Origin of the sequence: Bradyrhizobium sp. LMTR 3, from assembly GCF_001693485.1 — a bacterium.
Lineage (GTDB): Bacteria > Pseudomonadota > Alphaproteobacteria > Rhizobiales > Xanthobacteraceae > Bradyrhizobium.
The window spans coordinates 1-14,397 of sequence record NZ_MAXC01000012.1 but is presented as its reverse complement, the minus strand read 5'-3'; the positions used below and the strand labels follow the sequence as shown (position 1 = coordinate 14,397).

The window sequence follows — 14,397 nt, the reverse complement described above, 5'->3', positions numbered from 1 at the left end:
ATGAAGCTCACGTTGGGCCCCGTCCTGTTCAACTGGGAGCCGGACGTCTGGCGCGACTTCTATTTTCGCATCGCCGACGAGTCCGCGGTGGATGCGGTGGCGGTGGGGGAGGTGGTCTGCTCCAAGCGGATGCCGTTCTTCGACGATCATTTTCCGGCGGTGCTCGAGCGGCTGACCGCGGCAGGGAAGGAGGTGCTGGTGAGTTCGCTGGCGCTGGTCACGCTGGAGCGGGAACGCAAGCGTACCGCGGAGCTGGCACAAGCCGGCGAATGGCTCGTCGAGGCCAACGACATTTCCTGCATCTGCCATCTCGCCGGGCGGCCGCATGTCGTCGGGCCGTTCGTAAACGTCTATAATGAGGGCACGGCGCAATGGTTCGCCGCGCAGGGCGCGCGGCGCATCTGCCTGCCGCCGGAATTGCCGCTAAAATCGATTGCGGCCATTGCGGCAGCGACACCGCAGGCCGAGATCGAGGTGTTCGCGTTCGGCCGGGCGCCGTTGGCAATCTCGGCCCGGTGCTATCACGCGCGCCTGCACAAGCTTGCCAAGGACAACTGCCGTTTTGTCTGCGCCGCCGATCCGGATGGCTTACCGGTGGACACGCTCGACGACGAGCGTTTTCTGGTGGTGAACGGAGTTCAGACGCTCGCCCACGCCTGCACCAACCTGATCCTGGATCTCGACGATCTCGTGCAGGCCAACGTTGCTTCGTTGAGGCTGTCGCCACAGCATTGCGACATGGTTGCCGTGATCCGCACGTTCCGTGAAGTGCTCGATGGCAAGATGCCGCCGGAGCGAGGTTTCCGGGAGTTGGCGGCGATTTATCCAGACGTTCCGACGACCAACGATTTTCTCAGAGCGCGCGCCACCACGGCGAAATCGCCAGGGCTGGTGAGCGCCAACACCGTCAGGAGCCTTTAATGTCGCAACCCAGCAGTCCATCCGAACGCGTCATCGACGTGCGGGAAATCGAGCCGAGATTCCGCCATGAGATCATCGTCCGGCTGTTCGAAAACCTGATGCCCGAAGCAACGCTGCAACTGATTGCAGACCATCCGCCACGGCCGCTGCGCCATCAGTTCGAGATGCGCTACGGCGATCGTTTTCGATGGACCTATCTGGAGGAGGGGCCGGAGGTCTGGCGGGTTCGGCTGGAGCGCCTTGGTCAGGGGGCATCGATTAGCGTTGCGCCGCTTGCCACGCCAATAGCCGATGCTCCGCCAGCGACATCGCTACCGACGTCACGTAACCGGTGACGCCAAGCAGGATGACACCGGCGAACAGGTCGGCCGAGCGGAACGCGCGGGCTGACAGCAGAACCCAATGGCCGAGCCCGTCGAGGCCGGCCAGGATTTCGCAGACGACCGACAGGATCAGCGCCACCGTCAGGCTGAGGCGCATGCCGGCGAGGATGTCGGGACTGGCGGAGGGCAGCGCGATCTTGAAGATCACGGCGAGGCGCGACATCTGCAGCGACCGCGCGACTTCGTAGAGCCGCGGCTCGACCGCCGCAAAACCGTGGATGGTCGCCAGCATGATCGGCCAGATCGCACCGAAGGCGATCACGAACAGCGCCATCGCCTGGGTCAGCCCCAGCATGGCGATCGCCACCGGAATGATCGCCGAGACCGGCAGCGGCCGTAAAAACTCCAGCGACGGCGCGACATAGGTCCGCATCCTGCGCGACGATCCAATGATTGCGCCGATCGCGATGCCGGCAATGGAGGCGGCGAGCCAGCCATAGGCCATGTGTTCGAGCGTGCCGGCGAGCTTGCTCCAGAGATCGCCGGAGGAAAACCCGCGCACCAGCGAGGCCCAGGCCCGGTCCGGTCCCGGCAGGAACACCGGCGAGACCAGTTTTAAATTGGCGATCAATTGCCATAGCGCGACGAAGCCGGCAGCAACTGCAAAGCTTGCCACGCGCCAGAGGAGGGCCGCGCGGTTCATGCGCCGTCTCCGCTCAACGCGGCGCGGCCGAACAGGCGGTTCTGGGCGACGACCAGCAGGATATTCAGCGCGTAGCCGATGGCGCCGATCCAGACCAGATAGGCCAGCATCAGGTCCGGGCGCAGCGCCTGCTGCGCCAGCATGATGCCGGCCCCGAGGCCCAGCGGGTTGATCGCGATTTCGACCGTCACGGCGACGATCAGCGCGATGCCGGCCGACAGGCGGAAGGCGACGAAGATCCGCGGCAGCGCCGCCGGGATGATGATCTTCCAGACCCGCTGTGCCGGCGGCAGCCGCAGCGCCCGCGCTATCTCCATCAGCCGCGGCTCGATGCTGCGCACGGCGGCGCGCGAGAGGATCAGGACCGGCCAGACGCAGGCGAACGCCACGATCACGATTTCCATGCGGTAGCCAAAACCAAGCGCGATCAGCGCGATCGGTAACAGTGCAATCGAGGGGATCGGCCTGATGGCCTCGACGGTTACTTCCATTAGTCGATCGAGCGTATCTGAAATCCCGAAGGCGATGCCGAACGCCAAGCCGATGGTGGTACCGATCGCAAGTCCAGCGAAAGCTGAAAACAGCGTGTCGCGCGTCGCCGCCAGGATCGAGAGATCGGCGAAGGCGCCGAACAGCGCCATCACGATCTCGCTCGGCGGCGCAAGGCTGTCGCTCTGCAGATGGGTGGCGCGTGCCCAGACTTCGAACGCGACCAGCACGGCGAGCGGCAGCACGAGCGCTTTGGCGGAATTCGCCCTCACTGCTCGGTGGCCTTGATGAAATCGAACAATTGCCGCCGCAGCCGCAGGAATTCCGGATGCTCGCGGGTCGACAACTGATCGCGCGGGCGCGGCAGGTTGACTGGCAGTTCGATGCCGATCCGTCCCGGATGCGGCAGCAGGCCGATGACGCGGTCGCCGAGATAGATGGCTTCGTCGAGGTCGTGGGTCACGAAGATCACGGTAGCGCCGCTGGCTGCCACTAGCGATAGTACCTCATCCTGCAATCCCTGCCGCGTCATCGCATCCAGCGCCCCGAACGGCTCGTCCATCAGAAGCGTCTTCGGCTCCTGCGCCAGGCAGCGGGCGATCTGCAGGCGCTGCTGCATGCCGCCTGACATTTCTGACGGGTATTTGCTGGCATGGTCGGGCAGGCCGACCGTGCGCAAAAGTTCCTCGATGCGGGCAGGGCGCTCGGCCGACGTCATGCCGCCCGCTTCCAGCGCCAGCGAGACATTGCCCGCCGCGGTGCGCCACGGCAGCAGTGCCTTGCCGTAATCCTGAAACACGATCGCGATCTCGCGGCGCGGCTCGCGCATCGGCTGGCCGTCGAAATTCACCTTGCCGCTGGTCGGCTGGTAGAGACCGGCCGCCAGCCGCAGCGCCGTGGTCTTGCCGCAACCGGAGGCGCCGACGATGCAGAGGAATTCACCGGGCTGCACGCCGAGGCTCAGATTCTCGATGATGGTCTTGCCGCCGAGGACGAGTGTGACGCCGTCAAATGCGATCTGCGGCGTGGCAGCGCCGGATAAGACTTCGAGGCGTTTTGCGGCGCTTGCCATGATGTCAGCTCTCGTTGCCTGGAGGATAAACGAAATCCATCGTCGAACGCAGATGTGCCGTCAGCATGGCCTGAGACCCGGGAATATCGCGCGCGATGATCCGATCAGCCAGTAATTGATGGGCGCGGACGAACTTCTTGCCGCTGTCGACGGAACGCATCATCACGCGGCGGTAGCGATAGGCTTGGTCGTAGAGATCGGAATGGGCCGCCAGCAAGCGCTTCGAGCCGCACGCCGCCAGCAGGGCGGTGTGAAAGCCTTTGTGCAGCCGGTCGAAATCCTCCGCGCCTTCGCGGAATTCATCGCCGGTCCGTTCGATGTGGCGGCGCATCTGGTGCAATGCGCTGACGATGCCGGCCTCCCAGGCATCGTCGCCGTGGCTAATGGCGAGCCTGATGGCCTCGACCTCGACTGCCGTGCGCATGGTAGTGATGTCGAGCAGATCCTCGCGACTGACGTCGGCGACGCGAAAGCCACGCTGCCCGATGCCCACGATCAGTCCCCGTGACATCAGCCGCGATAATCCCTCGCGCAAGGGGGTGGCGCCGATCTCGTAGCGCTGAACTAAATCGACGATGCCGAGCCGCGATCCCGGCGCCAGATGACCGGCAAGAATGTCCTGCTCGACCAGCAAGGCCGCGCGCTCGCTCAGCGTGGCGGCCTCGGTCATCGGTCGGTTTGGTTGGCGCTCGGAGGCTGGCATCGCGATCCGTTACTTCAAAACCAATTTCGATGTATCGAGCTTCGACTGCAGCATCTTCTGCGACGACATCACCTCGATCCACCAGGAGAGCTGCTCGGGCTTCAGTGCCGGTTCGGAGCGGTTTGGCGGCGTCGCCTTGACCAGTTCGATCGGCTGCTTGGTGAACTTGGCAATCGAGTTCGACGCCTTTTCGCGGTCATTGTTGACGATCGCGGCGGATTCGGCGAGCGCATCGCGGAATTTCTTGACTGCCGCGGTGTTCTTTTCCGCCCATTCGCGCGAGGCAGCATAGAAGATGATCGGATCGGTGCGCGCCAGTTCGACCGCATAGCGCGCCCCGACCGAGCCCAGGCCGGCATTGGTCATGCGCGTTACGAACGGTTCGGCGGTCAGCACGGCATCGACGCCGCCGGACTTGATGATGTCGGCCATGGTCGGGAAGGTGACCTCGACGAAATTGACGCCCTTGGGATCGACGCCTTTCTCCACCAGCCATTTCACGAACAGCACATGCAGGAAGGCGTTTAGCCCCGGCGCGCCGACTTTCTTGCCGACGAAATCCTTCGGCTCCTTGATGGTGATGCCGTTGCGGACGAAGGCGGTGATGTTGCCGTTCGACACCGGGTTCATGATCGTGGCACCCGCGATGGCGACGAGATCGAGCCCGCCGTCGACGGCCTGCAAAAACACCGTCGAGGTCGGACCGCCGATCTGAATCGAATTCGACAGGATCGCCGCCGGGATGTTCGAGTTGATGCCGATCGGCGTCATCTCGACCTCGAGCCCGTGCTTTTTGAAGATGCCCTCGTCGATCGCGATCATTGCCGAGGCGCAATCCGAAGTCGCCGTGCAGCCGACCTGGATCTTGGCTTGCGCAAAGGCGGTGCCGGTCAGCGCCACGCTGACCGCAAGGGCGGCAAGGACCTTTTTCACGGTGTTCTCCCCACTACACATTTTTCTGTCTTGTTTATCGATATTTTTTTTGATCATATATTTCGGAAGAAAACAAGGGGTGCATCCAGTGAAACTCGCGACATTCAAATCCGGCAGTCAGGAAAAGATCGGAATCGTGCATGGGGGCGACACGCTTCTGTTTGACCTCGCGGCCGCTGCCAACCGCAGCGGGAGCGCCAACCCGGCCTTCGCATCGATGCTGGCGTTGATCGATGCCGGCGACGCCGCGCTCGAATGGGCGGCGAAGGTGTTCGACGAGCACGGCAAGGACGTGAGCTTGTCGCTGCCGGTGGCGACGGCGGAAATTCTTGCGCCGGTCCCGGAGCCGCGGCAGATGCGGGACGGCATGTCGTTTCCGCTGCATATCCTGCAGGCCCCGCGCGGGCAGCTCAAGCTCGCCGCACGCGCCAAGGGCGACATGGCGGAACTGGCGCGGATCGAGGCCGAGCCGCTCGGCGAACTGCCGGAGGTCTATCGCAAGCAGCCGATCTACTACATTACCAACCGCTTCAGCGTGCGCGGCACCAACACCACGGTGAAATGGCCGCGCTACAGCCAGGTAATGGACTATGAGCTCGAATTCGGCATCATCACCAAGAACAAGGGCGCCAATATCTCCGCGGCCAAGGCCAAAGATCACATCTTCGGCTACACGATCTTCAACGACTTTTCCGCACGCGACGCCCAGCGCATTGAAATGGAAGGACGGCTAGGCCCGGCGAAAGGCAAGAGTTTCGACGGCGGCAACGTGATGGGCCCGTGGATCGTGACGCCAGACGAAATCGGCGATCCCTACAAATTGAAGATGGAAGCACGTGTCAACGGTGAGATGCGCTCGCAAGGGGTGACCGAGGGCATGCTATTCTCGTTTGAGGAGATCATCGCCCATGTCAGCAAGGACGAGACCCTGATGCCCGGCGAATTCATCGGATCCGGCACCGTCGGCAATGGCTGCGGGCTCGAACTCGGCTGGTATCTCGAACATGGCGATACCATCGAACTCGAAGTCGAAAAGATCGGCATCTTGAAGAACCGGGTCGAGCGGCAATAGTTGCTTCCGGCGACGCTACCCAAAAAGAACATCCAGCGAGGAACCGCCATGGCGCGCAGATTGATCGACATTTCCGTCCCCCTGCAAAACGATGTGCCGGCCGATCCGCCCGGCAACCACCCGACCATCCAGTACATCGATCACCAGCAGGGGCTGCCGCGCATGCTGCAGTTCTTCGAAGGTTTGAAGGCGGAAGATCTGCCTGATGGCCAAGGCTGGGCGGTGGAGCAGGTATCGCTCTCCACCCACAACGGCACGCATCTGGATGCGCCCTGGCATTTCCATCCTACCATGAACCGCGGCGAGCGTTCATGGACCATCGACGAGGTGCCGCTGGAATGGTGCTTTCAGCCGGGCGTGAAGCTCGACTTCCGGCATCTTCCGGATGGTTACGTCGCGACCGCCAAGGATGTCGAAGCGGAGCTGAAGCGCATCGGCCATACGCTGTCGCCGCTGGAGATCGTCGTGGTCAATACCAGCGCCGGCGCCAAATATGGAAGGCCCGATTACGTCATCTCCGGCTGCGGCATGGGCTACGAGGCGACCATGTATCTACTGGAGCGCGGCGTGCGCCTGACCGGCATCGACGGCTGGAGCTGGGATGCGCCGTTCGTCTACACCGCGAAGAAATATGCCGAGACCAAGGACGCCAGCCTGATCTGGGAAGGCCACAAGGCCGGGCGCCACATCGGCTATTGCCATCTCGAGAAGCTGCACAATCTCGAACAATTGCCGTCGACCGGCTTCATGGTGTCGTGCTTCCCGGTGAAGATCGAGCGCGCATCCGCCGGCTGGACCCGCGCGGTCGCCATCCTCGATGGCTGAAGGCTGCACGCAACAACAACAAAATCGGGGAGAGAACGAATGACGGATTTGCGCGCGGCCCCGCTACGGGGGTGCTTCTGCTGTGGTCAATCAAATCAGTCATTCGCCGCACCGAGCCGGCGCAGCTTCATGCTCGGTGCCGGCGCACTGGCCCTGACGACGGCGGTCGGTGGCGGCCGGGCGGAGGCACAAACCGCCGACGCAAAGCCGTTCCGGATCGACGTTCACCATCATCTCTCGCCGCCAACCTACGTGACCGCGTCGAACGACAGCGGCTTCGGCGATCCCCTGATGAAGAACTGGACGATCGAGAAATCGCTCGCCGATATGGACAAGGCCGGCATCGCCACTGCGATGCTGTCAGTCACCACGCCCGCGGTCAATTTCACCAAGGGCGATACGGCACGAAGGCTCTGCCGCGAGTCGAACGAATATGCCGCAAGGCTGGTCGCGGATTATCCGGGTCGGTTCGGCAATTTCGCGATGCTGCCGCTCACCGACGCCGAAGGCAGCCTGCGCGAGCTCGCCCATGCGCTCGACACGCTCAAGGCCGACGGCATCGCCTTGATGACGAGCTATGGCGACAAGTGGCTCGGAGATGCGGTGTTCCTGCCGGTCATGGAGGAGCTCAATCGCCGCAAGGCGCTGGTCTACACCCATCCCACCGCGGCCAATTGCTGCGTGAACCTGGCGCCGACGCAGCCGCCCGTCATGATCGAGTTCGGCACCGACACGACGCGCACGATCGCCGATATCGTCTTCTCCGGTAACGCGAGGCGCTTCCCCGATATCCGATGGATCTTCTCGCATGCGGGCGGGACGATGCCGTTTCTGATCGAGCGCTTTGTGCGGCACCCTCTGCTGGTACCCAAGGCCAAGGACACCGTACCTGACGGCACGCTCGCGGAGCTCAAACGTTTCTTCTACGACACCGCGCAGACGTCCAACCACGCCGCGATGTCGGCGCTGGCGTCGCTCATTCCGCCGTCGCAGATCGTGTTCGGGACGGATTTCCCATACCGGACCGGCAGCGATCACGTAAAGGGATTGCGCGAGGCGGGCGTGTTCACGGACGAACAGATCACGTCGATCGAACGCGGCAATGCGCTCAAGCTACTTCCGCGGCTGGCAAGCTAGTTCGAGGCCACGCCGCCTGCTTATCGCGTGGTCGGAATCATTCCGCCCGAAACGAAAAGGCGCGCCGGTGGTCCGGCACGCCTGAATCTTGTCTCGGATCCCGCCTGAAGCGACGACGATCGAGTCTAATATCAATACCTGCAGACGCGCTGGCCGTAGGCATTCCACCAGCAGCGGCCACGGGCACGGGGCGCCACGATAAGCGGAGCACCATAGAAGCCATAGCCGCGACCGCGGCCCCAGCCTCTGCCATAGCCGCGCCCGTATCCGCGACCATAACCTCTACCTCTGCCTCTGTACGCCTCTGCGGACGTGGTTGTCCCGCCCACCAGAATGGCAGAGGTGCTCGCCACGTAGACGAACAACAAGGCCAGCGCTGCGAGGCAGCGGGTCAGGATATTGTAGCGTTTAGCCATTCGAGAGTCTCCCGGTCACTTCCAAACATCTGGACTTCGGCACTATCTCACTTAGACGCGCGAGAATGCTTTCCGTTCAGATGCGCTAACACAATATTTTCACAAGGTTCTTTCGAGCTGGGACTTTATTAAGAAGGGCAGGTAAGGTCAAGTTACGGTGGGTTTTGCTGCGGATTCTTGCGGCGCGCATTCATCTTCCTGAATGTTGGATGAACACTTGGGATTGTGCACTGCAGAACTTCGATTGAAAAAAATCCGCAACGCCACGCCAATAACTTGATGTCGACACGATCTCCATTTTTCAGCGCAAGACGATCCTCTCCTGACGAGTACCCATGCCAGAAAAACACACTTATGTCCTTGGTCTGAACACCTATGACCATGATGTCAGCGCCTGCTTGTTGCGCGACGGCGCCATTGCGTTTGCGATCGCCAAGGAGCGGATCACGCGGGCCAAGCACGCCTCGGGCTTCTACAAGGAAGTGATCGACTATTGCCTCGAAGCCGAAGGCATTACGCTCGACGACGTCGATCTGGTGGTGCGCAATTGCTACATCCTGCCGGTCCCGGAAATGGAAGAGCGGCTGGTCTATTTCGACGCGCCGGGTTTTCTCCCGGAGTTCGAGCGCGGCGACGCAGCCAAGCACCCGCTGTATTTGTCGCGTCAGGACAAGGTGGTCACGATCTCCCATCACTTGGCGCACGCCTACAGCGCCTTTGCGGTATCGCCGTTCGAGCAAGGCGTCGTGATGATCGTCGATGGCGTCGGCAGCTACCGGTCCGACGTCATGGAATCCTTTCCCGCCAGCGACACCGCAACACCGCTCGCGCGCGAATCCGAGAGCTATTACAGCTTCAACGGAACGACGCTGGAATGCCTGAAAAAGGTCTGGATGGAGCCGGACCGCGGTTTCCTGAGCGATGAATTCTACAACATGCCCGGGCTCGGCGCGCTCTACAGCCGTGCCTCGACCTACATTTTCGGTGACTGGAACAAATGCGGCGAGCTGATGGGACTGGCGCCCTATGGTCGCCGCGACCAGGTCAAACATCTGCTCGAACTCAATGACGGCAAGCTGCACGTGCCGCAGTGGACCGCCGAATTCAAGCAGCCTTACGTCTTCGACGGCAGCAGCAACTGGGAAAAGCACCCCGCGATGCGGCACTGGGAAGACCTGGCCTGGCGCACGCAGGACGACACCGAAAACGTGCTGCTTGCCCGCGCCCGCTGGTTACGCGAAACCACCGGCGCGAAGAACCTCTGTATGGCCGGCGGCGTTGCACTGAATTGCGTGGCGAATGGGCGCGTCGCCCGCGAAGCCGGCTTCGAGAACGTCTGGGTCCAGCCGGCGGCCGGCGATGACGGTATTGCAATTGGCTGCGCTTACTACGGCTGGCTCGAAATCCTGAAGCAACGCCGCGCCTTCGTGATGGATCACGCCTATGTCGGCCGGCGCTACAGCGACCAGGATGCCGCGAAGGAGTTGCAGAAGTTTCTGGTGCGGATCCAGGTCGACGCCGTCAGGAGCGACGATGTCTGCCGCGACACCGCCAAACTGCTCGCCGACCAGAAGGTGATCGGCTGGTTTCAGGACCGTTCGGAATTCGGGCCGCGCGCGCTCGGCAACCGTAGCCTGCTGGCCGATCCACGCAAGGGTGAGATGAAGGACATCCTCAACAGCCGCGTGAAGCACCGGCAGGCGTTCCGGCCGTTTGCGCCGATCGTGCTGGCCGAGCGCATGAAGGAAATTTTTGAAGGCGAGGAAGACTCGCCCTTCATGCTGATCGCCAAGCCGGTTCGCCCTGAATGGCGCGACAAGATCCCGGCGATCGTGCATGTCGATGGGACTGCACGCGTCCAGACCGTCCGCGAAGAAACCAATCCGATGCTGTATCGCCTGCTGAAGGAATTCGAGGCCTTGACCGGCGTTCCCGTGCTGATCAACACCTCATTCAACATCAAGGGCGAGCCCATCGTGGAAACGCCGCAGGATGCCGTGAACTGCTTTCTGACCACCGGCGTCGATCATCTCGTCATGCACGACACGATCGTATCGAAGAACGCGATGCACAAGGTGGTCGCACCGCTGGTCAACATCTACACCGACGTGCGAACGCTGGTGGCCTCGACCGCGCAGCCGGCCTGAACTGTGCGGCTCCAGCTCGCGTAGGGTGGGCAAAGGCGCACTTCGCGCCGTGCCCACCATCTATCCGAGATCGTCAGTGTGAATGGTGGGCATGCGGAGCCTGTCATCGGGAGCGCATTCGCGCGACCCGGTGGCTTTGCCCACCCTACGGCCAGCCACGATTCAGCCGAAAGCCGCTCAGGCGGCTTTCGGCGCTGCCGGCTTCAGCGGCTTGTCCTGCCGCTTCGACCAGGAAATGTAATAGGCCACGATGGTCATGATGGCGATGCCGGTCATGCTGACGAAGATCTGTGCGAACAGCGAGCCTGAGCTCATCGACAGTTCGAAGTGCCCGACGAACGACAGGAACACGCCGACGCAGAACACGGCGAGCGACTGCTGGCCGCAGACCACCAGCGGATCGAAAATCTTCCACTCCAGCCCCGGCCATTCCTTCGGCACGAAACGGATCACCAGGATCACGATCGCCACGAAGTGCAGGAAGCGGTAGGGCGCGAGGTTGGTCTTGTCGTTCGGGTTGAACATCGAATAGAGCCACTGCGGGAACAGCTCGCCGAAGGTCGGAAACCGGCCGGCCATTGTCATGACGAGCGCCAGGATCAGGTAGGCGATGCACAGATACAGCGTGACCGGCGCGTTGATGATGTGCATGTTCTTGCGGGCACCGCCGAGCGCGCACCATGCGCCGAACACGAACAGCAACTGCCAGGCGAACGGGTTGAAGTACCAGGTGCCGACCGGGTAGGCGGGCAGGTTCCATCCCGTCTGCCGCGACACCAGCCACAGCACGATGGCAGCCGCCAGGGTCCAATTGGGCTGCCGCAGCATGATCCACAGCACCGGCGGGAACAGCCCCATCAGCACGATGTAGAGCGGCAGCACGTCGAGATTGACCGGCTTGAACTTCAGGAACAAGCCCTGCCGCAGCGTTTCGGTCGCATTGTCGACCAGGACGGCGACATTGAAATCGTTGACCAGCTCCGAGTCGCCAAAGCGCAAGGCGAGGTAGCTGATCGAGGCGATATAGATCACGAACAGGATGATGTGGGCGACATAGAGCTGCCAAACCCGCTTGGTCAGCCGCGTAGCGCCGACAATGAAGCCGCGTTCGAGCATCATCCGCGCATAGACAAACGAGGCAGTATAGCCGGAAATGAAGACGAACAGGTCGGCGGCGTCGCTAAACCCGTAATTGCGGACGGTGATCCAGTTTACGACGTTATCCGGGATATGATCCAGATAGATCCACCAGTTCGCGACCCCGCGAAACAGGTCGAGCCGAAGGTCGCGTCCTTTGTCAGGCAGGGTGGCGTTGATTTTCATGGGTGCCGCTTCGTGATGCTTTCGGTAAGATCGCGCCGCAAGACCGGGTCCCGGGCGCCGGATAGCCCTGGATTGTCACAGTACGGCATAATGACTATACCGGCACGGAAATGGTACATCCGGGCTTCCGGAATCACCGATCAAATTCCTGAAAGGTGTCTCTATACTATCCCGGCCGTTTCCACCAAACCCTTCCATGTCGCATATCGCTTGAGGACCCGACCATCCAATGACCGCCCGCATTTTCAAGCCTGCCAAGAACGCGATGCAATCGGGAAGGGCAAAGACCCAGGAATGGCAGCTCGACTACGAGCCCGAGCAGCCGCGGGCGATCGAGCCGCTGATGGGCTGGACCTCGTCCTCCGACATGAAGCAGCAGCTCACCTTGCGCTTCGACACCAAGGAAGACGCGATCGCCTATTGCGAGCGCAAGGGCATCGCCTACCAGGTGATCGAGCCCAAGGATTCGGTGCGCCGGCCGGCCGCTTACGCCGACAATTTCGCCTTCAAGCGCGTCGAGCCCTGGACCCACTGAGCCCGGCCAGCACGCTTTCCGGTCGCGACGCGGCCCAGGCGAGGGCTCGTTCTACTGCGTCATAGCTCCTAAAAACCCTCATCCTGAGGAGCCCGTAGGGCGGGCGTCTCGAAGGATGTAGGCCACAGATGGGGCCTCATGGTTCGCCCGGCGATGCGAAGCGTCGTCCGGAGACGCGCGGAGCCTGTCATCGGGCCGCGCTTCGCGCGGACCCGTTGGCGCTCCTCACCATGAGGGGCTTTTGACGCAGTAGAGCTAGCGTGCCGGGTCGGATGTTGCCGGATTTGGGGATATCGGCAGCGGCGCATCCTTGGCGACGCCAAGCACCGGGAAGGTCCTGATGTTGCGGACCTCGGGCATCGCTGAAAATTGCAGAAGCTGCTGGTGCATGCCCTCGACGTTTCGCGCCACGCATTTGAGCAGATAATCGGCGTCACCCGAAATGCGCCAGCTCTGCTGGACGAGCGGTATTGCCGCGATCGATTTTTCGAACGCCTGCAACGTCGTCTGAGCCTGGCTCTGCAACTGAATCAATACGTAGGAAATAACCTCGTAACCAAGGAGCTTTTCGTCGAGCGTGGCTCGGATGGCACTGACATAGCCGCGCTCGCGCAAGGACCGAACACGCCGCCGGCACGGAGGCTCCGAGAGTCCGACCCTGTCCGCAAGCTCATTGTTGCGGATGCGTCCGTCCTTTTGCAACTCGGACAGGATTTTCAGGTCGAATTCGTCAAGGGGTTGACGTTCCGTCATCGGCACCTCATCCGCCCTCCGGCCTGCCGTGAGCCGTGACATCAGGGGAGGGCGCGCGCTTGGTTTGCGCCCGCTCAGGCGTCGCGCCAGGAGCGACGCCCGATAGTACCAGCTTCTCATGGGCGGCGACGATCGCCTCCTTGGTGAGCCGCCCGCCGGGCCGGTACCAGGCAGTGAGGCCGGTCAGGAGTGACAGAATCGCAAACGTCGCCACCTGGATGTCGACGACCTCGAACTCGCCTTCTGTGACACCCTCGGTGAGAATTTCCGCAAGCCGCCGCTCATAAGCGCCGCGCAGCGCCACGATCTCCTCGTAGTTCTTCGGCTCCAGGCTTCGCAGCTCGGAATTGGCGATGAAGACCTCGCGCTTCTTGGTCATGTGGTAGCTGACGTGAAACGCGACGAAGGCACGAAGCTTGTCGGCCGGCCTCTGTTTCCCCTGCAAGGCGCGATCGAGCTGGCGCAGCAACTCGTTGATGTGGTCCCGTATCAGGACGAACAGTAACTCCTGCTTGGTCGAGATGTGGTTGTAGAGCGACCCTGACTGGATCCCGACTTCGGCCGCGAGCTGGCGCAGGCTCATCGCGGCGTAGCCGTGCTCGAAGATCAGGCGCAGCCCGGCCTTGCGGATCGCCTCCATCGTCTTGGGGCCGTGTGAGCCGATCGTCCGCGCCATTGGGCCTCTGAGAGTGAAAGGTGTTCGTCGTCCCTGGAAACGAGCAAGCGATCGTATAATTCTGGCACGAAAAGATAGTAATTTCAATCTGCTGAAGCGTTTATTTGAGCCTCAATAGGTCCCGCTTGCGAGAATAGTAAAAAAACGTATGATCGTTTAATTCGAGGAAACGCAAGGGTGGAACGATGGCCTCAAACAGGGCGCTGCTTCTCAACTTCGATCTTGGCGAGACTGCGGACGCTATCCGCGAGACGGTGCATGCGTTTTCGCAGAATGAAATCGCCCCGCGCGCCGCCGAAATCGACCGCAGCAATCAGTTCCCGCGCGACCTCTGGCCCAGGATCGGCGCGCTCGGCCTGCACGGTATCA

The 14,397-nt window shown here is 62.0% G+C and carries 17 protein-coding genes; 8 read left to right on the top strand and 9 right to left on the bottom strand.

Annotated elements, in window-relative coordinates:
* On the top strand, nucleotides 1-921 hold the full coding sequence (ubiV, locus tag LMTR3_RS09490; protein ID WP_065744824.1) for a ubiquinone anaerobic biosynthesis protein UbiV: 921 nt from the start codon (nucleotides 1-3) through the stop codon (nucleotides 919-921).
* Entirely contained in the window at nucleotides 921-1,256 is a 336-nt protein-coding gene (locus tag LMTR3_RS36155) for a DUF2249 domain-containing protein (protein ID WP_084029505.1), read from the top strand. Before ubiV ends, LMTR3_RS36155 begins: the two co-directional genes overlap by 1 nt.
* Here the strand turns inward: LMTR3_RS36155 and LMTR3_RS09485 are convergent.
* From LMTR3_RS09485 to LMTR3_RS09465, 5 genes are read right to left on the bottom strand one after another with little or no spacing between them, the layout of a single operon-like run.
* Nucleotides 1,180-1,947 (bottom strand): ABC transporter permease, encoded by a 768-nt coding sequence (locus tag LMTR3_RS09485; protein ID WP_065744823.1) that lies wholly within the window; start codon nucleotides 1,945-1,947, stop codon nucleotides 1,180-1,182. The two genes, LMTR3_RS36155 and LMTR3_RS09485, sit on opposite strands and share 77 nt — an antisense overlap.
* Nucleotides 1,944-2,708, bottom strand: a complete 765-nt coding sequence (locus LMTR3_RS09480; RefSeq protein ID WP_065744822.1) for an ABC transporter permease — start codon at nucleotides 2,706-2,708, stop codon at nucleotides 1,944-1,946. Before LMTR3_RS09480 ends, LMTR3_RS09485 begins: the two co-directional genes overlap by 4 nt.
* Nucleotides 2,705-3,508 (bottom strand): ABC transporter ATP-binding protein, encoded by an 804-nt coding sequence (locus LMTR3_RS09475; RefSeq protein WP_065744821.1) that lies wholly within the window; start codon nucleotides 3,506-3,508, stop codon nucleotides 2,705-2,707. The genes LMTR3_RS09480 and LMTR3_RS09475 overlap by 4 nt, the downstream gene beginning before the upstream one ends.
* 4 nt (nucleotides 3,509-3,512) lie before the next feature.
* Nucleotides 3,513-4,178: a GntR family transcriptional regulator gene (locus LMTR3_RS09470; protein ID WP_245319816.1), complete on the bottom strand. Its 666-nt coding sequence runs from the start codon at nucleotides 4,176-4,178 to the stop codon at nucleotides 3,513-3,515.
* A gap of 42 nt (nucleotides 4,179-4,220) precedes the next feature.
* Nucleotides 4,221-5,144 carry an ABC transporter substrate-binding protein gene (locus LMTR3_RS09465; RefSeq protein ID WP_245319815.1) on the bottom strand — a complete coding sequence of 308 codons (924 nt, stop codon included), beginning with the start codon at nucleotides 5,142-5,144 and terminating at the stop codon, nucleotides 4,221-4,223.
* An 88-nt stretch (nucleotides 5,145-5,232) separates the two neighbouring features.
* Between LMTR3_RS09465 and LMTR3_RS09460 the strand changes: the two genes are divergently transcribed.
* The 3 genes from LMTR3_RS09460 to LMTR3_RS09450 all read left to right on the top strand — a co-directional run bounded on the left by LMTR3_RS09460 (nucleotide 5,233) and on the right by LMTR3_RS09450 (nucleotide 8,178).
* Nucleotides 5,233-6,216, top strand: coding sequence for a fumarylacetoacetate hydrolase family protein (locus LMTR3_RS09460; protein WP_065744819.1), 984 nt, complete (start codon nucleotides 5,233-5,235; stop codon nucleotides 6,214-6,216).
* 48 nt (nucleotides 6,217-6,264) lie between these two features.
* Nucleotides 6,265-7,041, top strand: a complete 777-nt coding sequence (locus tag LMTR3_RS09455; RefSeq protein ID WP_065745552.1) for a cyclase family protein — start codon at nucleotides 6,265-6,267, stop codon at nucleotides 7,039-7,041.
* Between the two features lie 129 nt (nucleotides 7,042-7,170).
* Entirely contained in the window at nucleotides 7,171-8,178 is a 1,008-nt protein-coding gene (locus LMTR3_RS09450) for an amidohydrolase family protein (RefSeq protein WP_176721850.1), read from the top strand.
* A 131-nt stretch (nucleotides 8,179-8,309) separates the two neighbouring features.
* On the opposite strand, the gene LMTR3_RS36150 is transcribed toward LMTR3_RS09450, so the two are convergent.
* Complete coding sequence (locus LMTR3_RS36150) at nucleotides 8,310-8,594, bottom strand: hypothetical protein (protein WP_084029503.1); 285 nt, start codon at nucleotides 8,592-8,594, stop codon at nucleotides 8,310-8,312.
* 335 nt (nucleotides 8,595-8,929) lie between these two features.
* Between LMTR3_RS36150 and LMTR3_RS09445 the strand changes: the two genes are divergently transcribed.
* A complete protein-coding gene (locus LMTR3_RS09445) occupies nucleotides 8,930-10,741 on the top strand; it encodes a carbamoyltransferase family protein (RefSeq protein WP_065744818.1) in 1,812 nt (603 codons plus the stop codon).
* A gap of 177 nt (nucleotides 10,742-10,918) precedes the next feature.
* Here the strand turns inward: LMTR3_RS09445 and LMTR3_RS09440 are convergent, their stop codons facing one another.
* Nucleotides 10,919-12,064, bottom strand: a complete 1,146-nt coding sequence (locus LMTR3_RS09440; protein WP_065744817.1) for an OpgC domain-containing protein — start codon at nucleotides 12,062-12,064, stop codon at nucleotides 10,919-10,921.
* A 229-nt stretch (nucleotides 12,065-12,293) separates the two neighbouring features.
* On the opposite strand from LMTR3_RS09440, the gene LMTR3_RS09435 reads away from it, so the two are divergent.
* Complete coding sequence (locus tag LMTR3_RS09435; RefSeq protein WP_065744816.1) at nucleotides 12,294-12,599, top strand: ETC complex I subunit; 306 nt, start codon at nucleotides 12,294-12,296, stop codon at nucleotides 12,597-12,599.
* A gap of 255 nt (nucleotides 12,600-12,854) precedes the next feature.
* Here LMTR3_RS09435 and LMTR3_RS09430 read toward each other — a convergent pair whose 3' ends face one another.
* Both LMTR3_RS09430 and LMTR3_RS09425 read right to left on the bottom strand, forming a co-directional pair.
* Nucleotides 12,855-13,352, bottom strand: coding sequence for an Lrp/AsnC family transcriptional regulator (locus tag LMTR3_RS09430; RefSeq protein WP_065745550.1), 498 nt, complete (start codon nucleotides 13,350-13,352; stop codon nucleotides 12,855-12,857).
* Nucleotides 13,353-13,359: 7 nt separating this feature from the next.
* On the bottom strand, nucleotides 13,360-14,028 hold the full coding sequence (locus LMTR3_RS09425; RefSeq protein WP_065744815.1) for a TetR/AcrR family transcriptional regulator: 669 nt from the start codon (nucleotides 14,026-14,028) through the stop codon (nucleotides 13,360-13,362).
* 185 nt (nucleotides 14,029-14,213) lie between these two features.
* Between LMTR3_RS09425 and LMTR3_RS09420 the strand changes: the two genes are divergently transcribed.
* The coding region (locus LMTR3_RS09420) for an acyl-CoA dehydrogenase family protein (RefSeq protein ID WP_176721849.1) at nucleotides 14,214-14,397 on the top strand (184 nt) is incomplete at its 3' end.

Coding starts and splice junctions, on each gene's coding strand:
- LMTR3_RS09435 (WP_065744816.1), top strand. CDS start 12,294: ATGACCGCCCGCATTTTCAAGCCTGCCAAGAACGCGATGCAATCGGGA.
- LMTR3_RS09430 (WP_065745550.1), bottom strand. CDS start 13,352: ATGACGGAACGTCAACCCCTTGACGAATTCGACCTGAAAATCCTGTCC.
- LMTR3_RS09450 (WP_176721850.1), top strand. CDS start 7,171: ATGCTCGGTGCCGGCGCACTGGCCCTGACGACGGCGGTCGGTGGCGGC.
- LMTR3_RS09440 (WP_065744817.1), bottom strand. CDS start 12,064: ATGAAAATCAACGCCACCCTGCCTGACAAAGGACGCGACCTTCGGCTC.
- LMTR3_RS09470 (WP_245319816.1), bottom strand. CDS start 4,178: ATGACCGAGGCCGCCACGCTGAGCGAGCGCGCGGCCTTGCTGGTCGAG.
- ubiV (WP_065744824.1), top strand. CDS start 1: ATGAAGCTCACGTTGGGCCCCGTCCTGTTCAACTGGGAGCCGGACGTC.
- LMTR3_RS09485 (WP_065744823.1), bottom strand. CDS start 1,947: ATGAACCGCGCGGCCCTCCTCTGGCGCGTGGCAAGCTTTGCAGTTGCT.
- LMTR3_RS09455 (WP_065745552.1), top strand. CDS start 6,265: ATGGCGCGCAGATTGATCGACATTTCCGTCCCCCTGCAAAACGATGTG.
- LMTR3_RS09475 (WP_065744821.1), bottom strand. CDS start 3,508: ATGGCAAGCGCCGCAAAACGCCTCGAAGTCTTATCCGGCGCTGCCACG.
- LMTR3_RS36150 (WP_084029503.1), bottom strand. CDS start 8,594: ATGGCTAAACGCTACAATATCCTGACCCGCTGCCTCGCAGCGCTGGCC.
- LMTR3_RS09425 (WP_065744815.1), bottom strand. CDS start 14,028: ATGGCGCGGACGATCGGCTCACACGGCCCCAAGACGATGGAGGCGATC.
- LMTR3_RS09445 (WP_065744818.1), top strand. CDS start 8,930: ATGCCAGAAAAACACACTTATGTCCTTGGTCTGAACACCTATGACCAT.
- LMTR3_RS36155 (WP_084029505.1), top strand. CDS start 921: ATGTCGCAACCCAGCAGTCCATCCGAACGCGTCATCGACGTGCGGGAA.